The organism is Acidaminobacter sp., assembly GCF_030247605.1.
GTDB lineage: Bacteria > Bacillota > Clostridia > Peptostreptococcales > Acidaminobacteraceae > Acidaminobacter.
This window is the reverse complement of record NZ_JAOTSB010000029.1, coordinates 1-22852: the sequence shown is the minus strand read 5'-3', so window position 1 is coordinate 22852 and position 22852 is coordinate 1. Positions and strand designations below refer to the sequence as shown.

General features: G+C 49.7%; 20 protein-coding genes. 2 read left to right on the top strand and 18 right to left on the bottom strand.

All coding sequences use genetic code 11. The features are described from left to right. Positions 1–41: 41 nt before the first annotated feature. From OEL90_RS12030 to OEL90_RS11950, 17 genes are all read right to left on the bottom strand, one after another. Entirely contained in the window at positions 42–782 is a 741-nt protein-coding gene (locus OEL90_RS12030) for a Yip1 family protein (RefSeq protein WP_291400239.1), read from the bottom strand. Between the two features lie 107 nt (positions 783–889). Then, positions 890–2110 carry an ABC transporter permease gene (locus OEL90_RS12025; protein WP_291400241.1) on the bottom strand — a complete coding sequence of 407 codons (1221 nt, stop codon included), beginning with the start codon at positions 2108–2110 and terminating at the stop codon, positions 890–892. Next, positions 2107–2916 (bottom strand): ABC transporter ATP-binding protein, encoded by an 810-nt coding sequence (locus OEL90_RS12020; RefSeq protein WP_291400243.1) that lies wholly within the window; start codon positions 2914–2916, stop codon positions 2107–2109. The genes OEL90_RS12025 and OEL90_RS12020 overlap by 4 nt, the downstream gene beginning before the upstream one ends. Further along, positions 2917–4152 (bottom strand): efflux RND transporter periplasmic adaptor subunit, encoded by a 1236-nt coding sequence (locus OEL90_RS12015; protein ID WP_300688865.1) that lies wholly within the window; start codon positions 4150–4152, stop codon positions 2917–2919. 13 nt (positions 4153–4165) lie between these two features. Further along, positions 4166–4648 carry a ribosomal protein S18-alanine N-acetyltransferase gene (gene rimI, locus OEL90_RS12010; protein WP_300688863.1) on the bottom strand — a complete coding sequence of 161 codons (483 nt, stop codon included), beginning with the start codon at positions 4646–4648 and terminating at the stop codon, positions 4166–4168. A 5-nt stretch (positions 4649–4653) separates the two neighbouring features. Continuing rightward, a complete protein-coding gene (tsaB, locus tag OEL90_RS12005; protein ID WP_300688860.1) occupies positions 4654–5364 on the bottom strand; it encodes a tRNA (adenosine(37)-N6)-threonylcarbamoyltransferase complex dimerization subunit type 1 TsaB in 711 nt (236 codons plus the stop codon). Next, positions 5361–5849 (bottom strand): tRNA (adenosine(37)-N6)-threonylcarbamoyltransferase complex ATPase subunit type 1 TsaE, encoded by a 489-nt coding sequence (gene tsaE, locus OEL90_RS12000; RefSeq protein WP_300688857.1) that lies wholly within the window; start codon positions 5847–5849, stop codon positions 5361–5363. Before tsaE ends, tsaB begins: the two co-directional genes overlap by 4 nt. A 28-nt stretch (positions 5850–5877) precedes the next feature. Continuing rightward, positions 5878–8064, bottom strand: coding sequence for a Tex family protein (locus OEL90_RS11995; protein ID WP_300688854.1), 2187 nt, complete (start codon positions 8062–8064; stop codon positions 5878–5880). Positions 8065–8235: 171 nt separating this feature from the next. Beyond that, positions 8236–9346 (bottom strand): peptide chain release factor 2 gene (gene prfB, locus OEL90_RS11990; RefSeq protein WP_300688852.1). Its coding sequence is split into 2 segments (ribosomal slippage): positions 8236–9282 and positions 9284–9346, totalling 1110 coding nucleotides; the frame shifts between segments, so codons are not numbered across the junction. Positions 9347–9467: 121 nt separating this feature from the next. Continuing rightward, a complete protein-coding gene (gene secA, locus OEL90_RS11985) occupies positions 9468–12164 on the bottom strand; it encodes a preprotein translocase subunit SecA (RefSeq protein ID WP_291400255.1) in 2697 nt (898 codons plus the stop codon). Between the two features lie 254 nt (positions 12165–12418). Beyond that, entirely contained in the window at positions 12419–13000 is a 582-nt protein-coding gene (locus OEL90_RS11980; RefSeq protein ID WP_291400258.1) for a DUF5317 domain-containing protein, read from the bottom strand. Next, entirely contained in the window at positions 12990–13586 is a 597-nt protein-coding gene (locus tag OEL90_RS11975; protein WP_291400260.1) for a DUF5317 domain-containing protein, read from the bottom strand. Before OEL90_RS11975 ends, OEL90_RS11980 begins: the two co-directional genes overlap by 11 nt. 5 nt (positions 13587–13591) lie before the next feature. Next, positions 13592–14338, bottom strand: a complete 747-nt coding sequence (locus tag OEL90_RS11970; RefSeq protein ID WP_291400262.1) for an HD-GYP domain-containing protein — start codon at positions 14336–14338, stop codon at positions 13592–13594. A gap of 815 nt (positions 14339–15153) precedes the next feature. Then, positions 15154–15777 (bottom strand): hypothetical protein, encoded by a 624-nt coding sequence (locus OEL90_RS11965; RefSeq protein ID WP_291400263.1) that lies wholly within the window; start codon positions 15775–15777, stop codon positions 15154–15156. Positions 15778–15971: 194 nt separating this feature from the next. Beyond that, positions 15972–16505, bottom strand: a complete 534-nt coding sequence (gene hpf, locus OEL90_RS11960; RefSeq protein ID WP_291400265.1) for a ribosome hibernation-promoting factor, HPF/YfiA family — start codon at positions 16503–16505, stop codon at positions 15972–15974. A gap of 145 nt (positions 16506–16650) precedes the next feature. Next, a complete protein-coding gene (locus OEL90_RS11955) occupies positions 16651–17433 on the bottom strand; it encodes a ComF family protein (protein WP_300688845.1) in 783 nt (260 codons plus the stop codon). A 77-nt stretch (positions 17434–17510) separates the two neighbouring features. After that, a complete protein-coding gene (locus OEL90_RS11950) occupies positions 17511–19790 on the bottom strand; it encodes an ATP-dependent RecD-like DNA helicase (protein WP_291400269.1) in 2280 nt (759 codons plus the stop codon). A 139-nt stretch (positions 19791–19929) separates the two neighbouring features. Between OEL90_RS11950 and OEL90_RS11945 the strand changes: the two genes are divergently transcribed. Next, complete coding sequence (locus OEL90_RS11945; RefSeq protein ID WP_300688842.1) at positions 19930–20586, top strand: CoA transferase subunit A; 657 nt, start codon at positions 19930–19932, stop codon at positions 20584–20586. Further along, entirely contained in the window at positions 20583–21236 is a 654-nt protein-coding gene (locus OEL90_RS11940) for a 3-oxoacid CoA-transferase subunit B (RefSeq protein WP_330583695.1), read from the top strand. Before OEL90_RS11945 ends, OEL90_RS11940 begins: the two co-directional genes overlap by 4 nt. A gap of 114 nt (positions 21237–21350) precedes the next feature. On the opposite strand, the gene OEL90_RS11935 is transcribed toward OEL90_RS11940, so the two are convergent. Next, positions 21351–22607: a hemolysin family protein gene (locus OEL90_RS11935; protein WP_334296981.1), complete on the bottom strand. Its 1257-nt coding sequence runs from the start codon at positions 22605–22607 to the stop codon at positions 21351–21353. Between the last annotated feature and the right edge of the window lie 245 nt (positions 22608–22852).

The following is a 22852-nucleotide window of genomic DNA, read 5'->3' as shown; positions in this document are numbered from 1 at the left end:
CTGTCTGCGGTCTTTAGTCAAGTGCCATTTAAACACTAAGACTAAACCGCGGTACCAGTTAAGAATGGGATTAATGCAGAAACGAGGGACATGACGAACGGCAGGAGCACAACAACGGCAGCCTGCCAGGTCTTGAGTTTGTGGACGGTTTTAAAGCCTATGACAGACACTGCCAGATACCAGATCGTGAACAGATCGAATGCAGAAAGGAAAGAAAAGAGCGGATCTGTTGGTGCTGCATCGCCTAAAAACATGGCGGGCGAGAAGGTGAAGAGATAATTTTTCGTCATCAGCGCCAGCGGTATTCGAATCAAAGTGCCCAGCATCATGATCAGATAAGCGTAGGCTACCACGGATAGACTCCGTTTAAAAGTCGTCTTGGCCTCAAAGGCAAGGCTGAGCAGATGAGCAATAGCGCCTTTGACAAAGGGTGCTATGACGCTGACCGCAATCATGGCCACAATTGTGGAGATCATGGTCACTCTGGCAAAGCTCTGAAGCTGATCTGCCGGTATTTCCATGCCCATTTGCTGATAGGAAGCTGCCATGGTCTCCAAAGTGTAGTCTTGCATGAGACCCATAGTGACAAACGAAAACAGCGCCGCCACCAGCATACTTGCACAGTAAGGGAGAAAGACATCTGGCTTTTGACGAATGGCTTCAAAAGCGCGGACGGGGTTGATAAATATTGACACAGCCTTTTTAAAAAATGACAGCGTATTTTCCTGTTGTTCAATGGGCTCCAGCCCATACAGATCTTGATTCGGATTTCGAGGTTCCATAGACGCCCTCCTAGCTTATTTGTCAAATGTGATCGACTTTACAGTCCCCTGCATCAGCGACGTTTGTCCTTTCATTGAACGACGGTTGGCCGCCAATACAGCCGACCTCATTCATACCTCAACGCTTCAATAGGGTCCAGCTTCGCGGCCTTGTTCGCGGGATAAATTCCGAAAAAGACGCCCACACCCGCCGAAAACAGCCAGGCTAAGAGAATAGTGCCAAGGCTTGTGGATGGCGGAATTTTGATGACCCAGGCTATTCCGAAGGAAAACGCGATTCCTAAAACCGTTCCAATCACGCCGCCTATCAGTGCCACAATCACCGCTTCGACCAAAAATTGCATCAGAATGTCTTTGCGCTTTGCACCGAGCGCCTTTCGGATGCCAATTTCCCGCGTGCGCTCCGTGACAGAGACCAGCATGATGTTCATGACGCCTATCCCGCCCACTATCAGTGAGATCGCCGCTATGGCGCCAATGACTGTAGTCAGGAGTCCCAGGACTCGATTCACAGTTTCCAGCTGCTCTTCCGCGCTGAAAACCATGTATTTCTCCTGGCCAATATTATCGTGGCGTCTCTCCAGCAGTGCCTTAATGTCCTCGACAACTGCCTTTTGATCCGCTTCCATGACCAGATTGATTTCAACGCCGTTCACCCTGTCTCCAATCCCGTAAAGCCGTTCGAGGAGTGTATAAGGCACATGCACTGTTTTAGGCATTTCAAACCCCGGAATATTGGAAAACGAGGTCATGGGCGCTTCATAAACACCGGCAATAATATAGGACATACTCGACCGGGAGGTTATGGTCAGGCGTTCCCCCACGACATCCGTTCTGCCAAAGAGTTCTGTGGCTAGACTTGCATCTACGACAGCCACCGCGCGCTTTGCCTTGATGTCAGCTTCGACAAGGAATCTGCCGTGCAGAAGTTTGATGTCCTCTATGCTATTATACCGCTCGTTGACGCCGTTCAAACTGACAGAGATGGGATCCTGGTTTTGTCTCCCCTTGATTTGTCCGCTTCCGGATACGGAAATGGTCATAGCTTTGATGACCTCCGGAAAGCTGCGTTCAATAGCGTCAACATCCGCGTGGTTGAGACGGTCTCGTGAAGTTATCTCTTCCGAGTAGCTCGTCGTCACAAACAAGCGGTTCACGCCAAAGGATTCAAACTCCTGCCCTATGACTGCTTCGCTGCCGCTTCCCAGCGCCACCACAGCAATGACAGAAGAAATGCCTATGATGATCCCCAGCATAGTGAGCAGCGACCGCATCTTATTGACCCAAATGGCGTCCAGGGCAATCTTGAAGCTCTCTGCAAAGTTCACTGCGTCACCTCCCCGGATGGCGCTTCAGGCACCAGGAGTGCTTCAGCGGAGCCCTTTGCTGCCGAGTTGACGACTACTTCAGAATCCGCACCAGCCGCCATCTCCTCCGGCCAATACCTTTCACTGATGCCAGTTTTCCGGTCATCCGTGACAATGGCGCCATCCTTAAAGGTGACGATTCTCTTGGCATTATCCGCAATTTCATGCTCGTGGGTGACTATAATCATCGTGACACCCTCGTCATTCAGGCGCTTGAAGATCTGCATAATTTCCTCGGTGGAATGAGAATCCAAATTTCCCGTAGGCTCGTCTGCCAGGATTATCGCCGGCTGGGTCACAAGTGCCCTGGCTATGGCGACCCGCTGCTTTTGACCGCCGCTGAGCTCGTTGGGCTTATGATCGATTCGGTCCGAAAGACCTACGCGGTCCAGAGCCTCCATAGCTCTTTGGTGGCGCTCGGCCTTATGGACACGGCCGTAGATCAAGGGCAGCTCAACATTTTTGATAGCATTGACGCGGGCCAGCAGATTGAAGGATTGAAACACGAATCCAATCTTCTGGTTCCGGATGACTGCAAGCTGCGGGTCACTCAGGCTGCTGACGTCAACGCCGTCCAGAACGTATCGTCCCCGGGTCGGTCGGTCGAGACAGCCCAAAATGTTCATCAAAGTCGACTTTCCGGAGCCGGAGGCCCCTATGATGGCTACGAAATCCCCTTCCTCCACATGAAAGTCCACCGACCGGAGCGCTTCGACCTGAATGCTGCCCGTATCGTAGATTTTAGTCAGTCCCTGAATGTCAATCATCTACTCCACCTCGATCACTTTGACCGGATCTCCATCTTTCAGAGTCTCTGTCGGATTGAGGATGACGACGTCCCCTTCAGCCAGCCCCTCGCCTATGATTTCGACGTTCAGATCCCCCTCAATGCCGAGGGTCACCAAACGCTCTTTGGCTATGCCTTCCTCGATTACAAAGACCCTCCGCACACCCGCCGCGTCTGTATAGACCGCCTCATAAGGCACCATCAGTGCCGCCGGCTTCTCAGCTGTCAGGATCTCAATGGCCGCAGAGTAGTTCGGACGAAATTTCGTCTCCTGTTCAAGGAAGGACACTTCTATTTTGACGACCGTTTCGGAAGACTGGCCGCTGACCAGACTTTCGGCCACGTCAGAAATGTAAGTCACTTGGCCTTCGTACTGATCCGCAAAGCCATCACTTCGGATGATAACGGATTGTCCCACTGCCACCGAATCAATGTCGTATTCGCTGATAGACGCGGAGACCTTCAATCGATCAGAGGAAGCAATGGAAAACAGGGGCAGAGTTTGGGCAGTCAGTTCCCCCGGTTTGGTGTGGATGGCGTACACGACACCATCGGCAGGGGCTTTGAGCGTCAGCTTGTCCTTCTGTGACTGCAGCTGCTCCAGGGCGAGGCGCGCGGAGGAGACAGACAGGGACTGAATCCGCAGGGTGCTTTCCTGGCCATAACTGCTGTAGCCGCGCTCTGCGGAAAGCTTTTCCGTTTCAGCGCGCTCGAGCTGGCGCTTGGTCTGATCCAGCTCAGACTGGCTAATGGCGCCCGCGTTGAACAGCGCCTGCTGATCCGCGACCAGCTTCAGCGCGTCCTCATAGGCGGCCGTGGCCGTCTTCAGCGGCAGATCGTAATTGAGTTTCCCGGCACTTTGGGCCTGCTTCAGGGTCTCCTGAGCAATGCTAAGCTGAAGGCGCGCGGCCGACAGCTGCTGGTCGAGGGCCTGGGAATCCAGGGTCGCCAGAACATCGCCTTGCCTGACCTGCTGGCCAAGTTCGACCACGACCTCCTTGACCACGCCTGGCACCTCTGCATACACATCCCGGTCCTCGGCGGCAACCACTATACCGCTGGCGTAAACATAAGCGGCAGCCTCGCTTGAAATGACTTTATCTGTATAGACAAGAACACCGTCTTCCATCCGGGTCGCACGCCAGATCACAAATCCTATAGCGGCGATCACGAGTGCCAGCACCAGCAGCACCCAAAGCGCGGATTTACGTTTCACCTTGCTCACCTCATCAAATGGTCTTCCACATGATCAGCGCGTCTTCCCCGCTGTCAAGATAATAGCCCTTTCGCACGCCCATGGAGACAAAGCCTGCCTTTTCGTAAACGTGAATAGCGGAGGCATTGCCGCTGCGGACTTCCAGCGTCAGGGACGCCGCACCAAGGGCCTCGGCCTTCTGCACAAATTGAGCGATCATGTCCTGGGCGTACCCTCTCAACCGTTCCACCGGATCAATGGCCAGGTTGGTGATGTGACCCTCGTCCAGAATCAGCCAGAACCCGCAATACCCCACGATTTTCCCACCAACCTCATAGACAAAATAATGGGCACGGGGATTGGAAATCAACTCTTCCTCAATGGCACTGCGCGGCCAGGGCGTTGTAAAGCAGAGCACTTCCAGCTCAGCCACGCGGTCGACGTCAGCAAGGACCATGGGTCTGAGGACACTGCCGGCGACACGGTTCGCCTGTGTCTGGTGATCAGAACCTGTCATCCCCCTCACCCCTTCAGCCGCTGCTCGCGGGTCACTTCAGCCTCGGGCCGGCGCAGATAATTCATGGGTACCTTGTCGTAATCGACGGCCTGTATCCCTTCCAGCCGTGCGCACATAGCCACAGAGGCGGCTCTTTGACAGCGCATTTCCTGAGGCGCCAGAGTTACCCGGTCGCCTAAAATGGCATGAACGCGTTCGTAGGCCTTGGCGGCGCCTTCGCCCATTAGAAGCACCTCCGTCCCGGCCTGCAGAGCAGCCTCCAGAAGTCTGGCAGCGAAGTCGTCCACCGGCCAGGCGGCCTCTTCCACCACGGTCGCCAGGCCCTCTGCCTCAAACTTCCAGGCCCCCGCATAGTATTCATTTCGCCGCGCGTCCATCATGACCGCGACAATCCGCCGGGAATCATAGGCGTTATAGGCCGTTGCCCTTAAGCTGGACACAGGGATGACGCCAATCCCGAAAGGCTGGGCGAGGCCTTTGGCCGCCGACACCCCAATCCGGAGCCCCGTAAAGGACCCTGGGCCGATAGTGACGGCAATCGCATCAAAGTCAGGAATGGTCAGTCCCAGGTAGGTCAGCGCGTTTTCGAGCATGGGCATCAGCTTCTGGGAATGGGTCATGGGATGCTGCAGGACAAAATCTGCCAGCAGCAAATCGTCCTCCACCACCGCGACCGACGCCACCAGGGACGAGGTTTCAATGGCTAACATTCTCATGAACAGTCCACCTCCCCCTTGAAAGCTTCAATAAGCACTTTGATTTTTGCCCGGGTTTCAATGGATGGCGAGGAGAGCCTGAGATATCGCTCCTCTGCTTCAAAGCCGTAGCCTATCTCGATCCAGAGGGCGGTTTCAGGAACCATCGGCTCAATCATCCCTGCCCACTCAATCAGGCTGACGCCCTTGCCGTAGACAAAGTCATCAAAGCCAATGTCCTCCATTTCGGAGGGGTCGAGGATGCGGTACACATCAAAGTGATACACTTCCATGCCGCTTGTTGTGCTATAGACGTTCATCAGGGCAAAGGTCGGGCTGGTCACGTCCTCTTTGACCCCGAGGCCGGCGGCTATGCTTTGTGACAGGGTGGTTTTGCCTGCGCCGAGGTCACCCGTGAGGGCCACCACAGCGCCGGACTCGAGCCAGCCTGCAAGAAAATGTCCGAAGCGCTGCATGGCCTCGACAGAATTTATGATCAGGTTCAAGTGTTATCAGCTCCTTACAGGCTTGCCATTATGCTTTCTTCATGGAAAGGGAAATTTTGCCGCGCTCCTTGTCGATCCCGATCACCCGGACCTCGACTGGATCTCCGACACGGACTACGTCCATAGGATCCTTGACGAATTTGTCCGAGAGCTGGGAAACGTGGACGAGGCCGTCGTTCTTGACCCCAATGTCTACAAAGGCGCCAAAGTTGACCACGTTTCGCACCGTCCCCATCATGACCATGCCTATTTCCAGGTCTTCCATACTCAGAACGTCGCTTCTGAAGACCGGTCCCGGCATGTCCTCACGCGGGTCACGGCCCGGCTTGAGCAGCTCCTCCACAATATCCTTCAGCGTGAGGATGCCCGCGCCGGTCAGCTCTGACAATGCCTTGAAGGCTTCCTCAGGCGACTTTTTCCCCGTGGATTCCTGCATTCGTGCAAACAAGTGAGTCCTGTCCATTTTTCGCGTTTCGTCCAGACTTAGTTTGAGAGTCTTGAGCAGTGCCCTGCAGGCCGCATAGGATTCCGGGTGGACAGAAGTACCGTCCAGCGGCTCCGTGCCATCCGCTATGCGGAGAAAGCCCGCGCACTGCTCATAGGCTTTAGGCCCCAGGCGCTTGACTTTGAGGAGCTCTTTTCGGCTATGGAATTTACCGTTTTCTTCTCTGTGGGATACAATGGACTTCGCCAGCGTGGAGCCAATGCCCGACACGTATTGCAGCAGAGACGGCGTGGCGACATTGAGGTCGACGCCGACCGCGTTGACGCAGGCTTCGACGACGCCCTTCAGGGAGTCGTCCAGTTTCGCGGGATTCAGGTCGTGCTGGTATTGACCGACGCCAATGCTCTTCGGATCAATTTTCACCAGCTCCGCCATAGGGTCCTGCAGGCGGCGCCCAATAGAAATGGCCCCCCGTGTGGTGACGTCCAGGTCCGGATATTCCTCGCTGGCCAGCTTCGAAGCGCTGTACACCGACGCCCCCGCCTCGCTGACAATGGTGTAGTTCACAGGTCGGTCCGCTTCCCTCAGCATCTCCCCGACAAACTGCTCCGTCTCCCTGGAGCCAGTGCCGTTGCCGATGGAAATGAGATCCACCCCGTGTTTCTTAATCATACCCAGTAATACTCTCTTTGCACCTTCTATATCGTTGTGCGGCTTCGTTGGATAGATGGTGGTCTTATCGAGCAGACGGCCGGTTTCATCCAAAACGGCGACTTTGCAGCCGGTTCTGTAGGCGGGGTCAATAGCCAGAACGGTTTTCCCCTTGACAGGTGCCTGCATCAGCAGCGGCTTCGTATTCATGGCGAAAACGCGGATGGCGTCTTCCTGGGCTTTTTCTGTGAGCTCACTTCGAATTTCACGTTCAATAGAAGGAAGCAGCAGACGCTTCAGGCCGTCTTCGACTGCCAAGGCCAGCTGAGCGCGCTGAGCCTCGGAAAGATTTTTGATGAACTGTTTCTCCGCCATCTTCCTCAAGTGGTCCTCGTCAATGAGAAGACTGACTTTCAGGAACTCTTCCTTTTCGCCTCTGTCAATGGCGAGGGTTCTATGGGATGGCAGGGTTTTGATGGCCTCTTCAAAGATGTAATAAGTTTCATACACGGAGGTTTTATCCGGATCAGCCGCTTTGGACTGCAGTTTGCCCTGCTTCTGATAAAACGCCCGGATGGCCTGCCTTAGATCCGGGTCATCCGAAAGCCGTTCTGCCAGGATATCTCTGGCGCCGGCCAAGGCGGCCTCAATATCAGCCACTTCTTTTTCTTCATCTATGAAGGTCTCGGCAAAGGTCAGCAAGGCGGCCTCGTCGGTCTTTCGGTTGCTCTCGTCTGCCAGCCAGTCTGCCAGCGGCTCCAGGCCCCGTTCCTTGGCCATGGTGGCCCGGGTTCTTCGCTTTTGCTTGTAAGGTCTGTATAAGTCCTCCACACGCTGGAGCACAACCGCTTCCAGGATCGCGGTTTTCAACTCTTCCGTCAACGCCCCCTGGCTCTCAATGGAAGCGATAACCTCTTCTTTTCTCGCCTCCAGGCTGCGAAGGTATTTTAAGCGTTCATCAAATGCCCGGAGGGTTTCATCATCCGTACCGCCCGTCATTTCTTTTCTGTAACGCGCTATAAACGGAATAGTGTTGCCTTCGTCAATCAAGCGTACTATAGCCTCGGTCTGCTGGGCCGCCAGGCCCATCTCCTTGGATAAATGCTCAAGTATATTCATATTGTTTTCCCCTTTAATCAGTGTCGTCGCAGCGCGAACGGGTACCGCGGCGCTTTGTCAGCAGATCGCCTAACCTCTGCGTCCCTTCTCCGCCGCGCCAATCAGCCGTCTCCCGACAGAAAAACCGGTTCGCTGCGATATTCGAACCGGTTTTTTAGTCTGATGTGTCTATCAGGATTTTCTGGAGTTTTCTTTTAAATAGGCCTGTATAAAAACATCCAGTTCGCCATCCATGACACCATAGACATTGCCGACTTCAGCGCCTGTTCTGTGATCCTTGACCAGGTTGTATGGATTGAAGACGTAGGACCTGATCTGACTACCCCATGCGATCTGGGAGTAGTCCCCCGCAAGGTCTTCAATGCGCTCCTTGTGCTCGCGTTCCTTAAGTTCGAGGAGCTTCCCGGTCAGCATCCGCATAGCCGTCGCTCGGTTGGAATGCTGTGAGCGCTCGTTCTGACACTGCACGACAATGCCGGTTGGAAGATGGGTGATCCTCACAGCGCTGTCCGTCATGTTGACGTGCTGTCCCCCTGCACCTGACGCCCGGAAGGTGTCAATTCTGAGGTCGCCCGGATCAATCTCCACCGTGATTTCCTCGTCCAGCACAGGCATGACATCCACCGAAGCAAAAGAGGTATGCCGCTTACCCGAGGAATCGAAAGGCGAGATTCTAACCAGACGGTGAACACCTTTTTCTGACTTCAAGAAGCCATAGGCGTTTTCGCCTTCAATTTCAAGAGCGGTGCTTTTAATCCCCGCCTCGTCATCTCTCAGCAAATCGAGGATTCTGACAGAATATCCTTTGTTTTCCGCCCAACGTGTGAACATACGCATCAGCATGGAGGCCCAGTCCTGAGCATCCGTACCGCCGGTTCCAGCGTGGATGGACAAGATGCAGCTGTTGTGGTCATACTCCCCGCTGAGCAAGGTCTCCAGTTCAAGAGCTTCAATTTTCTGAGCGAGCTGCTCCACGCCTTGGACAATGTCCTGTTCAACGCTGTCATCCGATTCCGCCATTGCCATTTCCGCCAGCATCTCCAGATCCTGGTGGGACTCCACGAGTGAATCGTACAGATCAATTTTATCTTTAAGGTGCTTTGCCTGCTTCAAGACTTTCTGAGCCGCGTCCGGATCATTCCAGAATGCCTCCTGAACCGTCTTCTCTTCCAGGTCCTGATGCTCCGTTTTCAAACGGTCGATGTCAAAGTGAACCCCTCAGTTCTTTCAGACGCTCCGACAATTCCCGCAGCGTTTTTATTCTTTGTTCAATAGCCAACATCCAATCACCTTCTCAAGGGGGGCTTCAAACAGCGCCCTAAATTTACCGGCTCTAAGTCCCGGTCAACACTTCACTATGACTTGTGTTATTGGTCCAGAATTTACAGGCCGCTCGTCCGCAGTTAATTCCCTTCGTTGGCACCGCAGCACTTCTTGTACTTTTTGCCGCTGCCGCAAGGACACGGATCGTTGCGTCCGACTTTGACCTCTTTTTTAGCCGATGGTTTTGACACCGACACCGTATCGCCACCGCCGGATTCTGCTGTCACCTTGACCGAGCTCGTGCGCTCCGTGCGCGTCTCTATAGTCGCGTGGAAGAGATACTTAAGCGTATCTTCCTGAATGTTGCGGATCATTTCGCCAAACATATCAAAGCCCTCGATCTGATAAGCTCTGACCGGATCCTCGTTGCCGACAGCCCTCAGGGAAATGCCCTGCTTCAGCTGTTCCATAGCGTCAATATGATCGATCCATTTGTCGTCGACCACGCGAAGCACCAGGAAGCGCTCGAGCTCTCTCATCCGCTCCGGCGTGAAGGCTTGTTCCTTCTCATCATAGAGTGTCAAAGCCTTCTGAGTCAGGGACTCTTCCAGGGTTTCACGAGTAAGGGATGGAATGTCCATCTCTTCCAAAATTCCGCCCTTTGGAAGGTAGATCTGGTGCAGGTGCTCCTCAAGACCCTTCAAATCCCATTCTTCAGGGAAATCCGCTCCGGCGGTGTACGCTTCAACTGACGTTTTGATGACCTCGTCGATCATGCCCAGCACGTGATCCTTCATGTTTTCCCCATGGAGAACCTTGGAACGTTCCGAATAAATGATGGTGCGCTGGCGGTTCATGACGTCGTCATATTGAAGGACGTGCTTACGAATGCCAAAGTTGCGGCCCTCAACGCGCTTCTGTGCGGTTTCGATAGATTTTGAAAGCACGCTGGCTTCCAATGGTGTGTCCTCGTCCATGCCCAGCTTCTCAACCATGTCCTTGACTCGGTCGGAGACGAACAGGCGCATGAGCTCATCCTCAAAGGAGAGATAGAACTGCGAGGATCCCGGGTCTCCCTGACGGCCTGCTCGGCCGCGGAGCTGGTTGTCAATACGCCTCGACTCATGTCGCTCGGTACCTATGATGTGGAGGCCGCCAACACTTCTGACATCCTCCGCTTCAAGATCCGTCACTTTTTTGTGCTCAGCGAAGATCTGCTCATAAAACGCCTTGGCCTCAATGACCTCCGGAATGTCCGGTGTCTTTGGCCTGAGCACTTCGTAAATCATCTCATCCGTATAACCGTGCTTCAACATATCCCGCTTGGACATAAACTCAGGATTGCCGCCGAGGACTATGTCCGTACCGCGGCCCGCCATATTCGTAGCAATGGTCACCTGATTCTTTCTGCCCGCCTGGGCGACGATTTCAGCCTCGCGTTCATGCTGCTTCGCGTTCAGGACCTCATGTCGGATGCCGCGCTTGCGAAGAAGCTCACTGAGATACTCAGACGTTTCAATGGAAATAGTACCCACCAGAACTGGCTGACCATTTTTGTGACGGTTGATGATATCCTCAATGACGGCATTAAATTTGCCGTTGGTCGTCTTATAAATGGAATCCGGGAGGTCTTTTCTTTGAATAGGACGGTTCGTTGGAACCTGAAGCACGTCCATATTATAGATGTGCTTGAACTCCTCTTCCTCCGTCTTGGCTGTACCGGTCATACCTGCCAGCTTTTTGTACATGCGGAAGTAGTTCTGAAGGGTGATCGTCGCAAGGGTCTGGGACTCTTTTCTGACCTCCAGATTCTCTTTTGACTCAATGGCCTGGTGAAGACCGTTGGAATAGCGTCGACCAAACATGAGACGTCCGGTGAATTCGTCAACAATGACAATTTCGCCGTCCTTAATGACGTAATCCACATCCTTTTTCATGATCAGACGCGCTTTCAGCGCCTGATTGATGTGGTGCGAAATTTCCATATTTTCCGGGTCGCTGAGGTTTTCAAGGCTAAAGAAACGCTCCGCCTTTTCAACGCCGCCGTCATCCGTCAATACAACCGATTTTTGCTTTTCGTCGACAATATAATCAACCTCATGTCTCAAAGTCGAGACAAACATATCCGCGACCCTGTAAAGATCCGTCGACTTGGCGCCTTCCCCGGATATGATCAGCGGCGTGCGCGCCTCGTCCACGAGAATAGAGTCCACTTCGTCCACAATGGCGTAGTTCAGTTCCCGCTGTACCATCTGTTCCTTGAAGACCACCATGTTGTCCTTGAGGTAATCAAAGCCAAACTCGTTGTTCGTGCCGTAGGTGATGTCCGCATTGTAAGCCGCGCGACGCTCCTGGGTGCCAATTCCGTGCACAATACAGCCCACGGTGAGGCCCAGGAATCCATAAACCTTGCTCATCCATTCCTTGTCCCGCTTCGCGAGATAGTCGTTGACCGTGACCACGTGAACGCCTTTTCCTTCCAGTGCGTTCAAGTAAACCGGCAAAGTCGCAACCAGCGTTTTGCCCTCGCCGGTTTTCATCTCTGAAATACGCCCCTGGTGCAGCACAATGCCGCCCAGAAGCTGCACAGGATAATGTCTTAAGCCAATAGTTCTGACACTCGCCTCTCTCACTACAGCAAACGCTTCCGGCAAAAGATCCGCAAGGTCTGCCCCGGCTGCGAGCCGCTCTTTAAACTCGACAGTTTTTCCCGCCAGCTCAGCGTCACTCAGCTTCTGCATTTGAGGCTCAAACGCCTCGATTTGATCCACCATTTTCGAGAGACGCTTTATCTCCCGATCGTTGAAGTTACCAAACAATTTATCCAACAAAGCCATGCTTTTCAATCCTTTCCTACTTTAAAAGATACCTCATACATTATATCACAACACCTACACGACTTTATCACATTTATCTTAACGTTTGATTAAATCTAGTGCCATGTAAAGATTAAAATCAGACGTCTTACCGGCAAGAATTCCGAAGTGCCGCGATATCGTCAATCCCACTACTGCTTAGGTTTGCTCATTCCTCCGCCCAATTTTCTAAATCAAAAAAGACTGCCTTTAACCAGCAGTCCTTTTATCCCAAGTTAGAATCTGTAATTGATCATACTGCCGCTTTTTCTGAACCACTGATTCTGCATGGTATCCTGAATAAAATAGGCGAGCCCGCCACTGATGAACAGATCCCCCACACTAAACAATTTAGACAGCGGATAGATTTCTGGCAGCGCGATGACTTTACCTAAATAGTAGCTCAGTCCATCTGCGCTCGTGACCAGTATATAATTGATCACCGAACCATCCTGAATGGTCTCAAGCAAGGACTGCATACCCGCTCTCAACAACGCGGCTTCAGTTACCGGCATTCTGAATCCGGCGACAGCCATAGCCAATATATTCAGGAGCGCACCAATCAAAATAATGAAAAAGCCCTTCTTCTTTCTATTCATAATTATGGCTGCGACCATGACCAAGCTCCCTGCGAACGGCAGAAAAGAGAGCCAGTTTTCAGACTTAATAAAAGGTTCGAGGACAATGGGCAGTATTTGAAGTACCACTGCTGTTAAAATCAGGCTGACACCCGCGATCTCCAGCTCAAGCAGATTTCTGACCCTGCCGCTGCGTACTATTCCGGCGATCAGGCCAAGGGCTAAAGCTTCAATAAACATGGGTTTCCTCCTTCTCTAAAGCGTTGGGATTTTCTCGCAGGTTCAGTATAAAGACCATTAAAATGCCTAAATCCAGAACCAAATCTCCAAGGCTGACACTCTTGGGCATTGGGTATGGCGGTCTTAAATGCAGTATGTCCGCGAGAAAGGTCAGTTTTGTCGTTTCGGAGTTAATGGCTGAGTGTCCGAATACCAATCCTGATTTAAGCTGCTCCGCCGTCTGCGTAAAGCCATAGCTGATGGCCATATCGATATCCACCGGCATTTTTCCATTGTTTGAGAAAATCACAATCATGTTGAGGGCGACACCAACCAGAAGAATCGCCACGCCAGGCGTCTTGAGATTGAGCGCGAAAAAAGCTACCAATAACGAGTAGACGAGCACCATCAGCGTCAGTTCATAGTCGAAGATGATCCCTCGCATCTCTGCGGTTCCCCGATTCAAAATCAGTTGGATTCCAGCTTCAATGACAGCCGCCAAAAAAGGGAGCCAGACACCCTTGATCTTGATGTTCTCGACCAAAAAGTGCCACCGATTGCTGACCACTGCGATCAACAGACCTAAAATTGTAGTTTCTATCAGCATAGGCTTCACATCATTTCATGTGTTTTTGGAATTTGTCCGTTATCTGCACAGCGGACAAACGCGTCAACGACCTCCGGATGGAATTGCTTCCCGCGCTCCTCCTTAATGATGGACAGCGCAATCTCAAAGGACATAGCTTTTCTGTAAACCCTGTCTGAAGTCATGGCATCAAAACAGTCCGACACGGCAATAATGGCTGCCTCAATGGGAATATCCGCGCCGGAGATCCCCTCTGGATAGCCTTTCCCGTCGTAGCGTTCATGGTGATACCGGATATAATTTGATAGATCCTCAAGGGATTTGACATCCTTGACTATATTAGCGCCAATCTCAGGATGCTTCTGGATAATGGCCATCTCGTGGTCCTCAAGTCTGCCGGGCTTATTGATTATGGCATCACTGATGCCTATCTTTCCAATGTCGTGGAGAATAGCGGCCGTCTTGATTTCATCTATCAACAGGACCGGTATTTTCATTTCCTTTGCGATAATAGTTGAAATTTGCGCGACGCGGTGCGAGTGACCGTTGGTGTATTCGTCCTTGGCGTCCAGCGCGTTGGAGAGGGTCTTTATGGTCTCAAAATACTGGTTTTTCATGTCCAGATAGAGTTTGAAGCTATAGCGGGCTACGAGAAGAGGACCGAGAACTAATAACACCATAAACCAGCCGCTATTTTTATACAAGATCGCCATAAAGACGCCAATTGGTGATATTCCAATGAAATTCTGGGTGATCCAGAATAATTCATGCATGACTTCTTTAAGTTCTAACTGATCTAGCAGAGCATATAGGAGAATAAAAATCAAAATATTGATTAATATATTAACCGCAACAGCCACGATAATACTTATAATACCGAAACCAGACACTGTAAATGCTGGTAAAATGGAGTGACTCATTGCATAAGCATTACCTGCAACTAGTGACCCAATTGCATATGCGCTGCCGTTAAACAGTCGTTTGTATATTGAACTGTTAAATATGTGTCGGTATTTCCCATCAGAATAAAACACACTAAAAAACGTTCCCAAAAAATTTATTGCCGCTGCAGTATATGGATCAAATAAAAGAATTGCAGCTAAACCAATTGCAAATCCAAGTGATACATATTTTTTTTCACTTATTTGGATTATCATTGAATCTGCAATAAATGAAAGGAAAGCAAAAAAAAGCACTGAAGTCACTTTTGTTTCAGTGCTAATCATTTGTCCCGCTTCAAAAATAATAAAAAAACCAAATAAAATAATCAATGAAGTGAATACTCTCAAACCTATGTTTTGTTTCATATAGGATCTCCCATATTAGTTCGTACTAAATAAAAAATTCGGTCGGTCGATCGGTGGCTTAGGCTATTTCCAGCCTAAGTAAGCTCCACCAGCCAGTAAAAGAGACAAGAACGACATGACTACTACAGATAATCTCTTTTTCATTGAAAAGAACCCCCTTGTGAGCTGACTCTGCTGCTTCGCTATGGGCTGCAGGTTGTCTTACTCTTCGCTAAGGGCATTCCTGATTTGCGCTTTGGTACACCGACCGAATTTTTTGCCAATTAGGATTTGGTGCCGTATTACAGTTGATACATCTTGCGATTCACAGCGTCAAGCGTCGCTCTGACAACAGCTTCATTCTCAGACTTTCTGACCACTGCCGCGCCGACCAACAGCTGCTCATCATGGCTGTCAGCAAGGGAAATTGCCACCATGGCCACTCTGGTTTTCGCCAGCAGATTGATTTCAACGTCTTCCACCACGAGTTGACGATCTGACTCCAGCATGTTGAGCACACAGTTCAGTGTCGCTGTTACAACCAGTCTCATGGCATTGCGCAGTGAGTTTACGCCTTTACAAGTTCCAATAAATTCTTCGTCAAACATTCTCAGTTTGACGGTAGCTGTCGCAATATTATCTTCTTCAACCTCGTATGTAACCTTTGACAAAAGGATGCGCTCAAGACGCTTGTCTCTGGATCCGTCTTCTATTTGCGCGATGCTGATCATTCTATGATCAATAGGCATGCCATAATACGCCGTCAGCGAGGATTGGATGTCTCTGGAAATCTGTTTTGGGGCTCTGGTTCGATTAGTCAATACGTGAATTTCGCGAATTTCCTGCCCATCCAGTACGACTTTGGAAGCGATGACGCCCGACAGTTTATTTATGACGTCTTCATACTTAAGTACTTTTTCTTCCATGCGTATTTCCCCCATTCTGAGTACCATGTTAAAGTCATTATACAAAAAAAATGAAGTCTTGCAAATAGCGTCAATCACTGATTTGAGGCTTATTTTCAAATAATTTACACTATTCTCGAGCATTTAATCCAATTGTAACACAACTGTAAAAAGTCAATTAAAAAGCCTGGGGCTGAAGCCCCAGGCTGGATAGTTTAAAGCATTGGCTCAATCAAACCATATTTGCCATCTTTTCTGAGATAAACGACATTGACTTCGTCCGTTTCCCCATTCCGGAAGACAAAAAAGTTGTGACCCAACAATTCCATTTGAAGGATGGCCTCCTCAGCATCCATTGGTTTTACAGGAAACCGCTTGGTTTTGACGATACCATGCTCCACAGGAGCAGCATAGGTGCTCTCCGGGATATACTCAAAGCGGATAGTGTCATGGCTCTTATAGCGTTTTTCCAGTTTCGTCTTATGTTTGGAAATTTGCTTCTGGAGCTTCTCCACGGCCATGTCAATTGATGCATACATGTCAGGCGAAGATTCCTCGACTCGGAAGATGGCACCATTTTTAAGAGGGATCGTAATCTCGACGATCTGACGATTTTTCTGGACACTAAAGGTGGCAGTCGCCTCCACATCAGTTTTAAAATACTTTTGGAATTTGTCCAGTTTCTCCTCGACCATCTTTTTCAGAGATTCCGTAATCTCCACATTTCTACCTGCTACGATCACATTCATAACAACAACTCCTTCCGGGATTTCTTTATGTCACTTCCAGATAAGTGGGTCTTAATTATGCGCTCCTCCCATCCTGATGAAGTTGTTATGATTTTACCCCTAACCTGCGCGGTCAAACAATTTTCAATTAACATGATTTTAACAATTAAAAATGTTGAAGGATTTTTTCTAAAAAACTTTTATTTGCCGATGGTTGATTATCATACACCGTCGCAAATGTCATAGTCCAAACCTCTGCAGCGCCGGCCTCAAGCAAGGCTCGAGAGCAAACCTCAAGTGTCGCGCCTGTCGTCATGATATCATCAATGAGCAATACAGAGCGCCCGACAATGTATTCGGGTGTCCGTACTTCAAAACAGCCTTTCAAAGCCTGACTTCTGGCTTCCCGATTCAATTTTTTCATCCTAGGTGTATCCTGAGTTCGGATCAGGATGCGTCTTAGATGGTTAAGGCCAGTCATTTCACTTAAATGCTCTGCCAACAGCGCCATTTGGCAGTAGCCGCGTTGTCTGATCCTTTTCTTTGAAGAAGGCACGCCCACAATGCAGTCGACATCACTGATCCAGGTAGTTTGAAGGAGTTCCGCCATCATTTCAGCCATATGATAACCAATATAGCGGTGGTCTTTGTATTTATACTTGAAGATCAGCTGTTGAGCAAAGTCAGAGTAAGCAGCTACAGCCACGTTGCCCTTAAATGAGGTCAGTTTGCCAAAGCAGGCATAGCAAAGGGTGGTGGACATTTCAGGCAAAGGTCTGCCGCAGCGTCTGCAAATTCGGCCGTAAATGATTCCCAAATCTTTAAGGCAGCTGGGACATAACCCATAGCGCTCATCAAAAATGTCCTCACCGCAGCCAATACAGGTAATGCCTCTGGGAAACCAAAAATCGGCCGCCTTTCTGATCAAGTGCTTGAGGTCCAGGACCACAAAATCCCTCCGTGCGCTTCCGTCAATCCAAAATGTGAGCGGGGTGAGCGCATGTTATTATAAAAAATGGTTGAGATTCAGGTTTTGACCTTTTCTCCCATAGTTTCAATAAACTCAGCCTGCCGGGTTATTTTCCGGTTCAGTGCTGTATTGCGCTGACTGACGTCTGTCCGGTCCACCATCATCTTCATATATTTCTCATCCCCAACGAGCACGACAATTTTTTTGGCGCGCGTCACTGCCGTATAGAGTATATTCCTGCTCATCAGCATAGGGGGGAACCAGGTGACCGGCATAACGACAATAGGATATTCCGAGCCCTGACTTTTGTGAATGGTGACTGCGTAGGCGTGCACCACCTCTTCAAGCTGGTTGTATTGGTAATGTGCAAGCTTGTCATCATCAAAGCGAATGACCATTTTACGCTCTGACTCCAGGATGGTTTCTATGAATCCCATATCGCCGTTAAAGACACCATCGCCTTCCACAGCGTCATCCGTCACCCATTTCATGTTGTAATTGTTCTTTATTTGCATGACTTTGTCGCCCACTTTGAACACACGGTCACCTATTTTCTTGTGAGGCCTGTCTTCATTTCCGTTGAGGGCATACTGCAAAAGTTCGTTCAGTGCTTTCGTGCCTACCCTGGAATTTTTCACAGGAGTCAGAATCTGAATATCCTTGATGGGATCCACCCCATAATACTCAGGAAGCCGGCGCTTTACAAGGTCTACAATGAGGGAACAAATATCGTCCTGTTGTCTGGCGCTCACCAGAAAAAAATCCTTGTCCCGATCATTCAGCAAAGGATACTCCCCATGGTTGATTCTATGCGCGTTGATGGCGATCATACTGCGCTCGCTCTGCCTGAAAATTTCTGTCAGTCGAATCACCGGAACTCGGCCAGAATCTATTATGTCCCGAAGTACATTCCCAGGGCCGACTGAGGGCAGCTGATCTGCGTCACCGACAAGAATAAGCCTAGTTTCCGGCTTGATAGCCTTTGCCAAATGCTGCATCAGGATGATGTCAATCATAGAGACTTCATCCAGGATCAAGACATCCGCATCCAGCGGTGAATCTTCATTTCTCTGAAAGCTCAGAAATTCTTTATCTTCACTATAATTATACTCAAGCAATCTATGAATAGTCTTTGCTTCCCTTTTCGTCGCTTCCGTCATGCGCTTGGCGGCGCGACCTGTAGGGGCAGCGAGGGCTATGCTCATGCCCGCGCTTTCGAAAATCCTAATCAGACCATTTATAATTGTTGTTTTTCCGGTCCCCGGGCCGCCAGTGATGACTGCGAGTTTTTCATCAACTCCGGCTTTGACTGCCTGCCTCTGCAGTTCAGAAAATGCGATGCCTAAGCGCATCTCTATTTTGTCGATCTCATCATCCAGATCTGCTTTGACTTTACCGACAGGGGTTCCAATCATTTCTGCAATAAAGCGGGCAACGAGGGACTCCGCCATGTAAAGTGACGGCAAATAGACGGCGTCCTTCATCTCCTCAAGATCCTCTGAGTCGGTTTCGAGATATAGTTCACCTTTAAGGACCATTTCACCGAGCACTTTGAGAACCGTGTCGACAGGAACGCTCAACAGTTCAGAAACCTGTGTGCCCAATCCGGCACTCTGTATGAAAGTATGCCCTTGAGAGGCACTGTCAACCAAAACATAATGCAGTCCGCCCCTGACCCGCTCCGGGGAACCTGGATCCAGCCCCATCCGTCTAGCCAGCGCGTCTGCATGCCTGAAACCAAAGCCATCCACAAGTTCAGCCAGTTGATAAGGGTTTCTGTGAACCAAGCTTACCGCATCCGCACCTAAAATCTGATACACCTTGAGGGACATCTGCGCTGTCAATCCTAGCTTCTGCAGCTGCAATATCACGTCTCTGGATTCAAATTGCTCCCTGTAGGACAAGATTATCTCTTCCAGTTTCTTTCGGCCAATCCCGGGTACCGCCAACAACCTGTCAGGATTATAGGACATGATGTCAAAAATTTCCTCTCCAAAAGCCTCAATCAGCTTGGCTGCCATTGAGGGACCAATACCTCTGATCATGCCCGAGCCCAAATAACGCAGCAAATCCGTTTCTGTAGCTGGCAGAGTTGCCTCACATTGCTTGGCATCAAATTGCATTCCGTAGGTTGGATGGTCGACAAATCTGCCAGTAAGAACCACTTGCTCGCCCTCTCTGACATAGGGCATGATCCCCTTGGCATGCCAATAAATACCCTCACAGTCCACCACTATGACGGCAAAACCGTTTTCGTCATTTCTGTATACGATCTCTTCGACAAAACCGCTCAAGGTATTTTTTTCTGCTGCATGAGTTTCTTTAGCACTATCCATTCGGTCCAATCATCCTTTATTCAACACTTGAATTTATTATACCATTATTGCCTGACCGGTTTTAATAAAATGAGGTGGCAACTACGCACTTTTCTGATAATATATCAATAGGGTCGTGTAATAACATAGGAGGGATTACATGAACAAAATAATCTCTATTGATGAAGCCGCTTTGAAAATTCACGACGGCATGATAGTCATGATCGGTGGGTTCCTTGGGTGTGGAACGCCAGAGCGCATGATTGATAAGCTCGTCGAACTTGGGATCAAAGATTTGACCATTATTGCCAATGACACTTCATTTCCGGATAAGGGGCTTGGCAAACTCATAGTCTCAAAACAGGTCAAAAAGGCTATTGTCTCCCATATTGGCACCAATAAAGAAACCGGCCGTCAAATGACTGAGGGAGAAACAGAAGTCGTTTTAGTCCCACAAGGCACACTGATCGAGCAAATACGCGCGGGTGGCGTAGGTCTCGGTGGCGTTCTGACACCAACCGGATTGGGTACGGTAGTGGAAGAAGGCAAACAAAAACTAACTATCGAAGGCAAAGAGTATCTTCTCGAATTGCCTCTCAGGGCAGATGTCGCCTTATTGTACGGCTCAAAAGTAGACCGTAAAGGCAATGTGTATTACAATGGTACAACGCGAAACTTCAATTCGATTATTGCAATGGCTGCGGATCTTGTCATTGTTGAAGCTGTGGAACTCGTCGAAGTTGGAGAAATTCATCCAAACGACGTAATGACACCTGGCGTACTGGTCCATGCTATTGTCGGAGGTGATCAGGCATGATGGATCCAAAAGAATTTATCGCACGCCGCGTCGCAAAAGAACTGAATGACGGCGATCTGGTCAACCTCGGCATTGGCCTTCCTACTATGGTAGGCAATTTTATTCCGCCTGATATTGACGTCAACTTCCAGTCAGAAAACGGTATGATCGGACTTGGCCCTGTGCCGGAGGCAACCTGCTTTGACTGGGAAATCACCAACGCCGGAGGACAACCTGTCAGCGTTCTGACAGGGGGCTGTTTCTTCGACAGCGCATTCTCCTTTGGGCTGATCCGCGGTGGACATGTCAATGCGACTGTTCTTGGCGCACTCGAGGTGGACCAGCATGGAAACCTCGCCAACTGGATGGTTCCAGGAAAAATGGTGCCCGGCATGGGCGGCGCCATGGACCTGGTGACTGGCGCCAAACGCGTCATTGTCGCCATGCAGCACACGGCGAAGGGCGAACCAAAGATTATGAAAAACTGCACGCTGCCTTTAACCGCTAAGGCACAAGTTAATTTGATCGTCACTGAAATGGCGGTCATGGAGGTCACGCCTGCAGGACTAAAAGTCCTTGAAATTGCCCCAGGTGTTTCTGTAGACGAACTCCGAGCAGCGACTGATGCGGATCTGATCATCGAAGAGCCACTTAGATTAATTGAAGTTTAGCAGACTGTATACGTAAATAGGCGCCAGCTGTCACTGACAGCTGGCTTTTTTGATCCTAAGATCGACAAAATATAAAAAGGATGTGCCACCAAAATGTCACATCCCCACAAGGCATCAGGTCAAAATCCTGAGCTTCTCTATCCTGTTTTTCTCAATACTCTCAACGACAAACTCAACATTGCCATGTTCAATGCGCTCTCCAACTTCCGGCAATCTGCCAAATTCACCTATGATAAAGCCGCCTATGGAGTCGAAATCCTCGGTTTCAATACGAAGCCCCAGCATTTCATTAACCACATCAATCCTGGTTGAGCCGTCCACTATATACTCATCTTCCTGGACCACTTCAATTGAAACCTCATGGTCATCATATTCATCCTGAATATCTCCCACGATCTCCTCAACAAGATCCTCCAGGGTGACCATACCCGCAGTTCCGCCGTATTCATCCAGAACTATAGCTATAGCAGCGCGTTTTGATCTCATCTCCGAGAAAAGCTCGCTGGTCATCTTGAATTCATAAGTAAAATAGGGCTCCCTGATAAAATCCTCTATCTTGAATGTGTTATGAACCGGCTCATAAAAAATCAGATCCTTGACATTCAAAAGACCAATTATATTATCCGGCGTCTCGTCATAAACGGGGATTCTCGAAAACCTTTCGCTCTTGAAAATATCCACAATTTCCTCAAATTCCGTGTTTTTCTCAATCATGACCATATCCGTTCTAGGTGTCATGACAGCTCCAACTTGTGAGTCCCCAAACTCAAATACGTTGTAAATCATTTTCTTTTCATCACCTTCGAGGACGCCTTCCTCGTGGCTGACAGTAACCATAGTCTTCAGCTCTTCCTCGGTGATGAACGGCTGATCTTTGTCCGGACTTCCGCCCAACAGCTTGATCAGCAGCCCTGTGACAAACATTATGGATGTCAGTACCGGCGTCATAAGCACCATCAGAAAAGAAATAGGTGTAGCAACTTTAAGTGCAATTTGTTCAGAACGCTCTGAAGCAAGCGACTTCGGCGTAATTTCCCCAAAGATCAGAACGAGCAGCGTCATGACACCCGTCGAGATCCCAATACCTTTTACAGGGCCAAAAATCGTAATGGCAATTGACGTTGCCAGCGCAGATGAAGCAATGTTGACAATATTATTGCCGACCAATATGGCGCCCAGCATACGACTTGGAGATTTTAAAAGGTTTGAGACACGATCTGCCCCCTTGACGTTTTCTTCCAACATATGCCTGAGTCTAATTTTGCTGAGAGACATCAGCGCCGTCTCTGAGGCAGAGAAAAATGCCGACATCATCAAAAGCACAATCAGTAAAATACTCTGCCATAAGTCACTAGGTTCCAATTCAATCACACTCCAGAATTATTGTAGTTTCTTAAAATGCATTATAGCATAATTTAGTTATTTTTCAAAAAAAGAGTCCCAAATCATAAGAGATTCAGGACCCTAAGTCAGCGCATAAAGCTTCTTACTTAGAAAGTACGGAATGCTCGAGTACTTCGTTATCCAGTTTGCCTTCTTTCACGATTCGTCACCTCGAATAAATTCTAGAACCAGTGTAACACAGGTCGCTAACTGGCGCAAAAAAGAAAAAAAGC

Coding starts and splice junctions, on each gene's coding strand:
- OEL90_RS11980 (WP_291400258.1), bottom strand. CDS start 13,000: ATGTTTATTGAAGCTTTAGCCCTTGGCCTGATCGCCGGAATAGTACGC.
- OEL90_RS11965 (WP_291400263.1), bottom strand. CDS start 15,777: ATGGAAGAAAAAGTACTTAAGTATGAAGACGTCATAAATAAACTGTCG.
- OEL90_RS12030 (WP_291400239.1), bottom strand. CDS start 782: ATGGAACCTCGAAATCCGAATCAAGATCTGTATGGGCTGGAGCCCATT.
- OEL90_RS11940 (WP_330583695.1), top strand. CDS start 20,583: ATGATGGATCCAAAAGAATTTATCGCACGCCGCGTCGCAAAAGAACTG.
- rimI (WP_300688863.1), bottom strand. CDS start 4,648: ATGACAGGTTCTGATCACCAGACACAGGCGAACCGTGTCGCCGGCAGT.
- OEL90_RS11950 (WP_291400269.1), bottom strand. CDS start 19,790: ATGGATAGTGCTAAAGAAACTCATGCAGCAGAAAAAAATACCTTGAGC.
- secA (WP_291400255.1), bottom strand. CDS start 12,164: ATGGCTTTGTTGGATAAATTGTTTGGTAACTTCAACGATCGGGAGATA.
- OEL90_RS12020 (WP_291400243.1), bottom strand. CDS start 2,916: ATGATTGACATTCAGGGACTGACTAAAATCTACGATACGGGCAGCATT.
- tsaB (WP_300688860.1), bottom strand. CDS start 5,364: ATGAGAATGTTAGCCATTGAAACCTCGTCCCTGGTGGCGTCGGTCGCG.
- OEL90_RS11970 (WP_291400262.1), bottom strand. CDS start 14,338: ATGCATGAATTATTCTGGATCACCCAGAATTTCATTGGAATATCACCA.
- OEL90_RS11975 (WP_291400260.1), bottom strand. CDS start 13,586: ATGCTGATAGAAACTACAATTTTAGGTCTGTTGATCGCAGTGGTCAGC.
- OEL90_RS11945 (WP_300688842.1), top strand. CDS start 19,930: ATGAACAAAATAATCTCTATTGATGAAGCCGCTTTGAAAATTCACGAC.
- OEL90_RS11995 (WP_300688854.1), bottom strand. CDS start 8,064: ATGAATATACTTGAGCATTTATCCAAGGAGATGGGCCTGGCGGCCCAG.
- hpf (WP_291400265.1), bottom strand. CDS start 16,505: ATGAATGTGATCGTAGCAGGTAGAAATGTGGAGATTACGGAATCTCTG.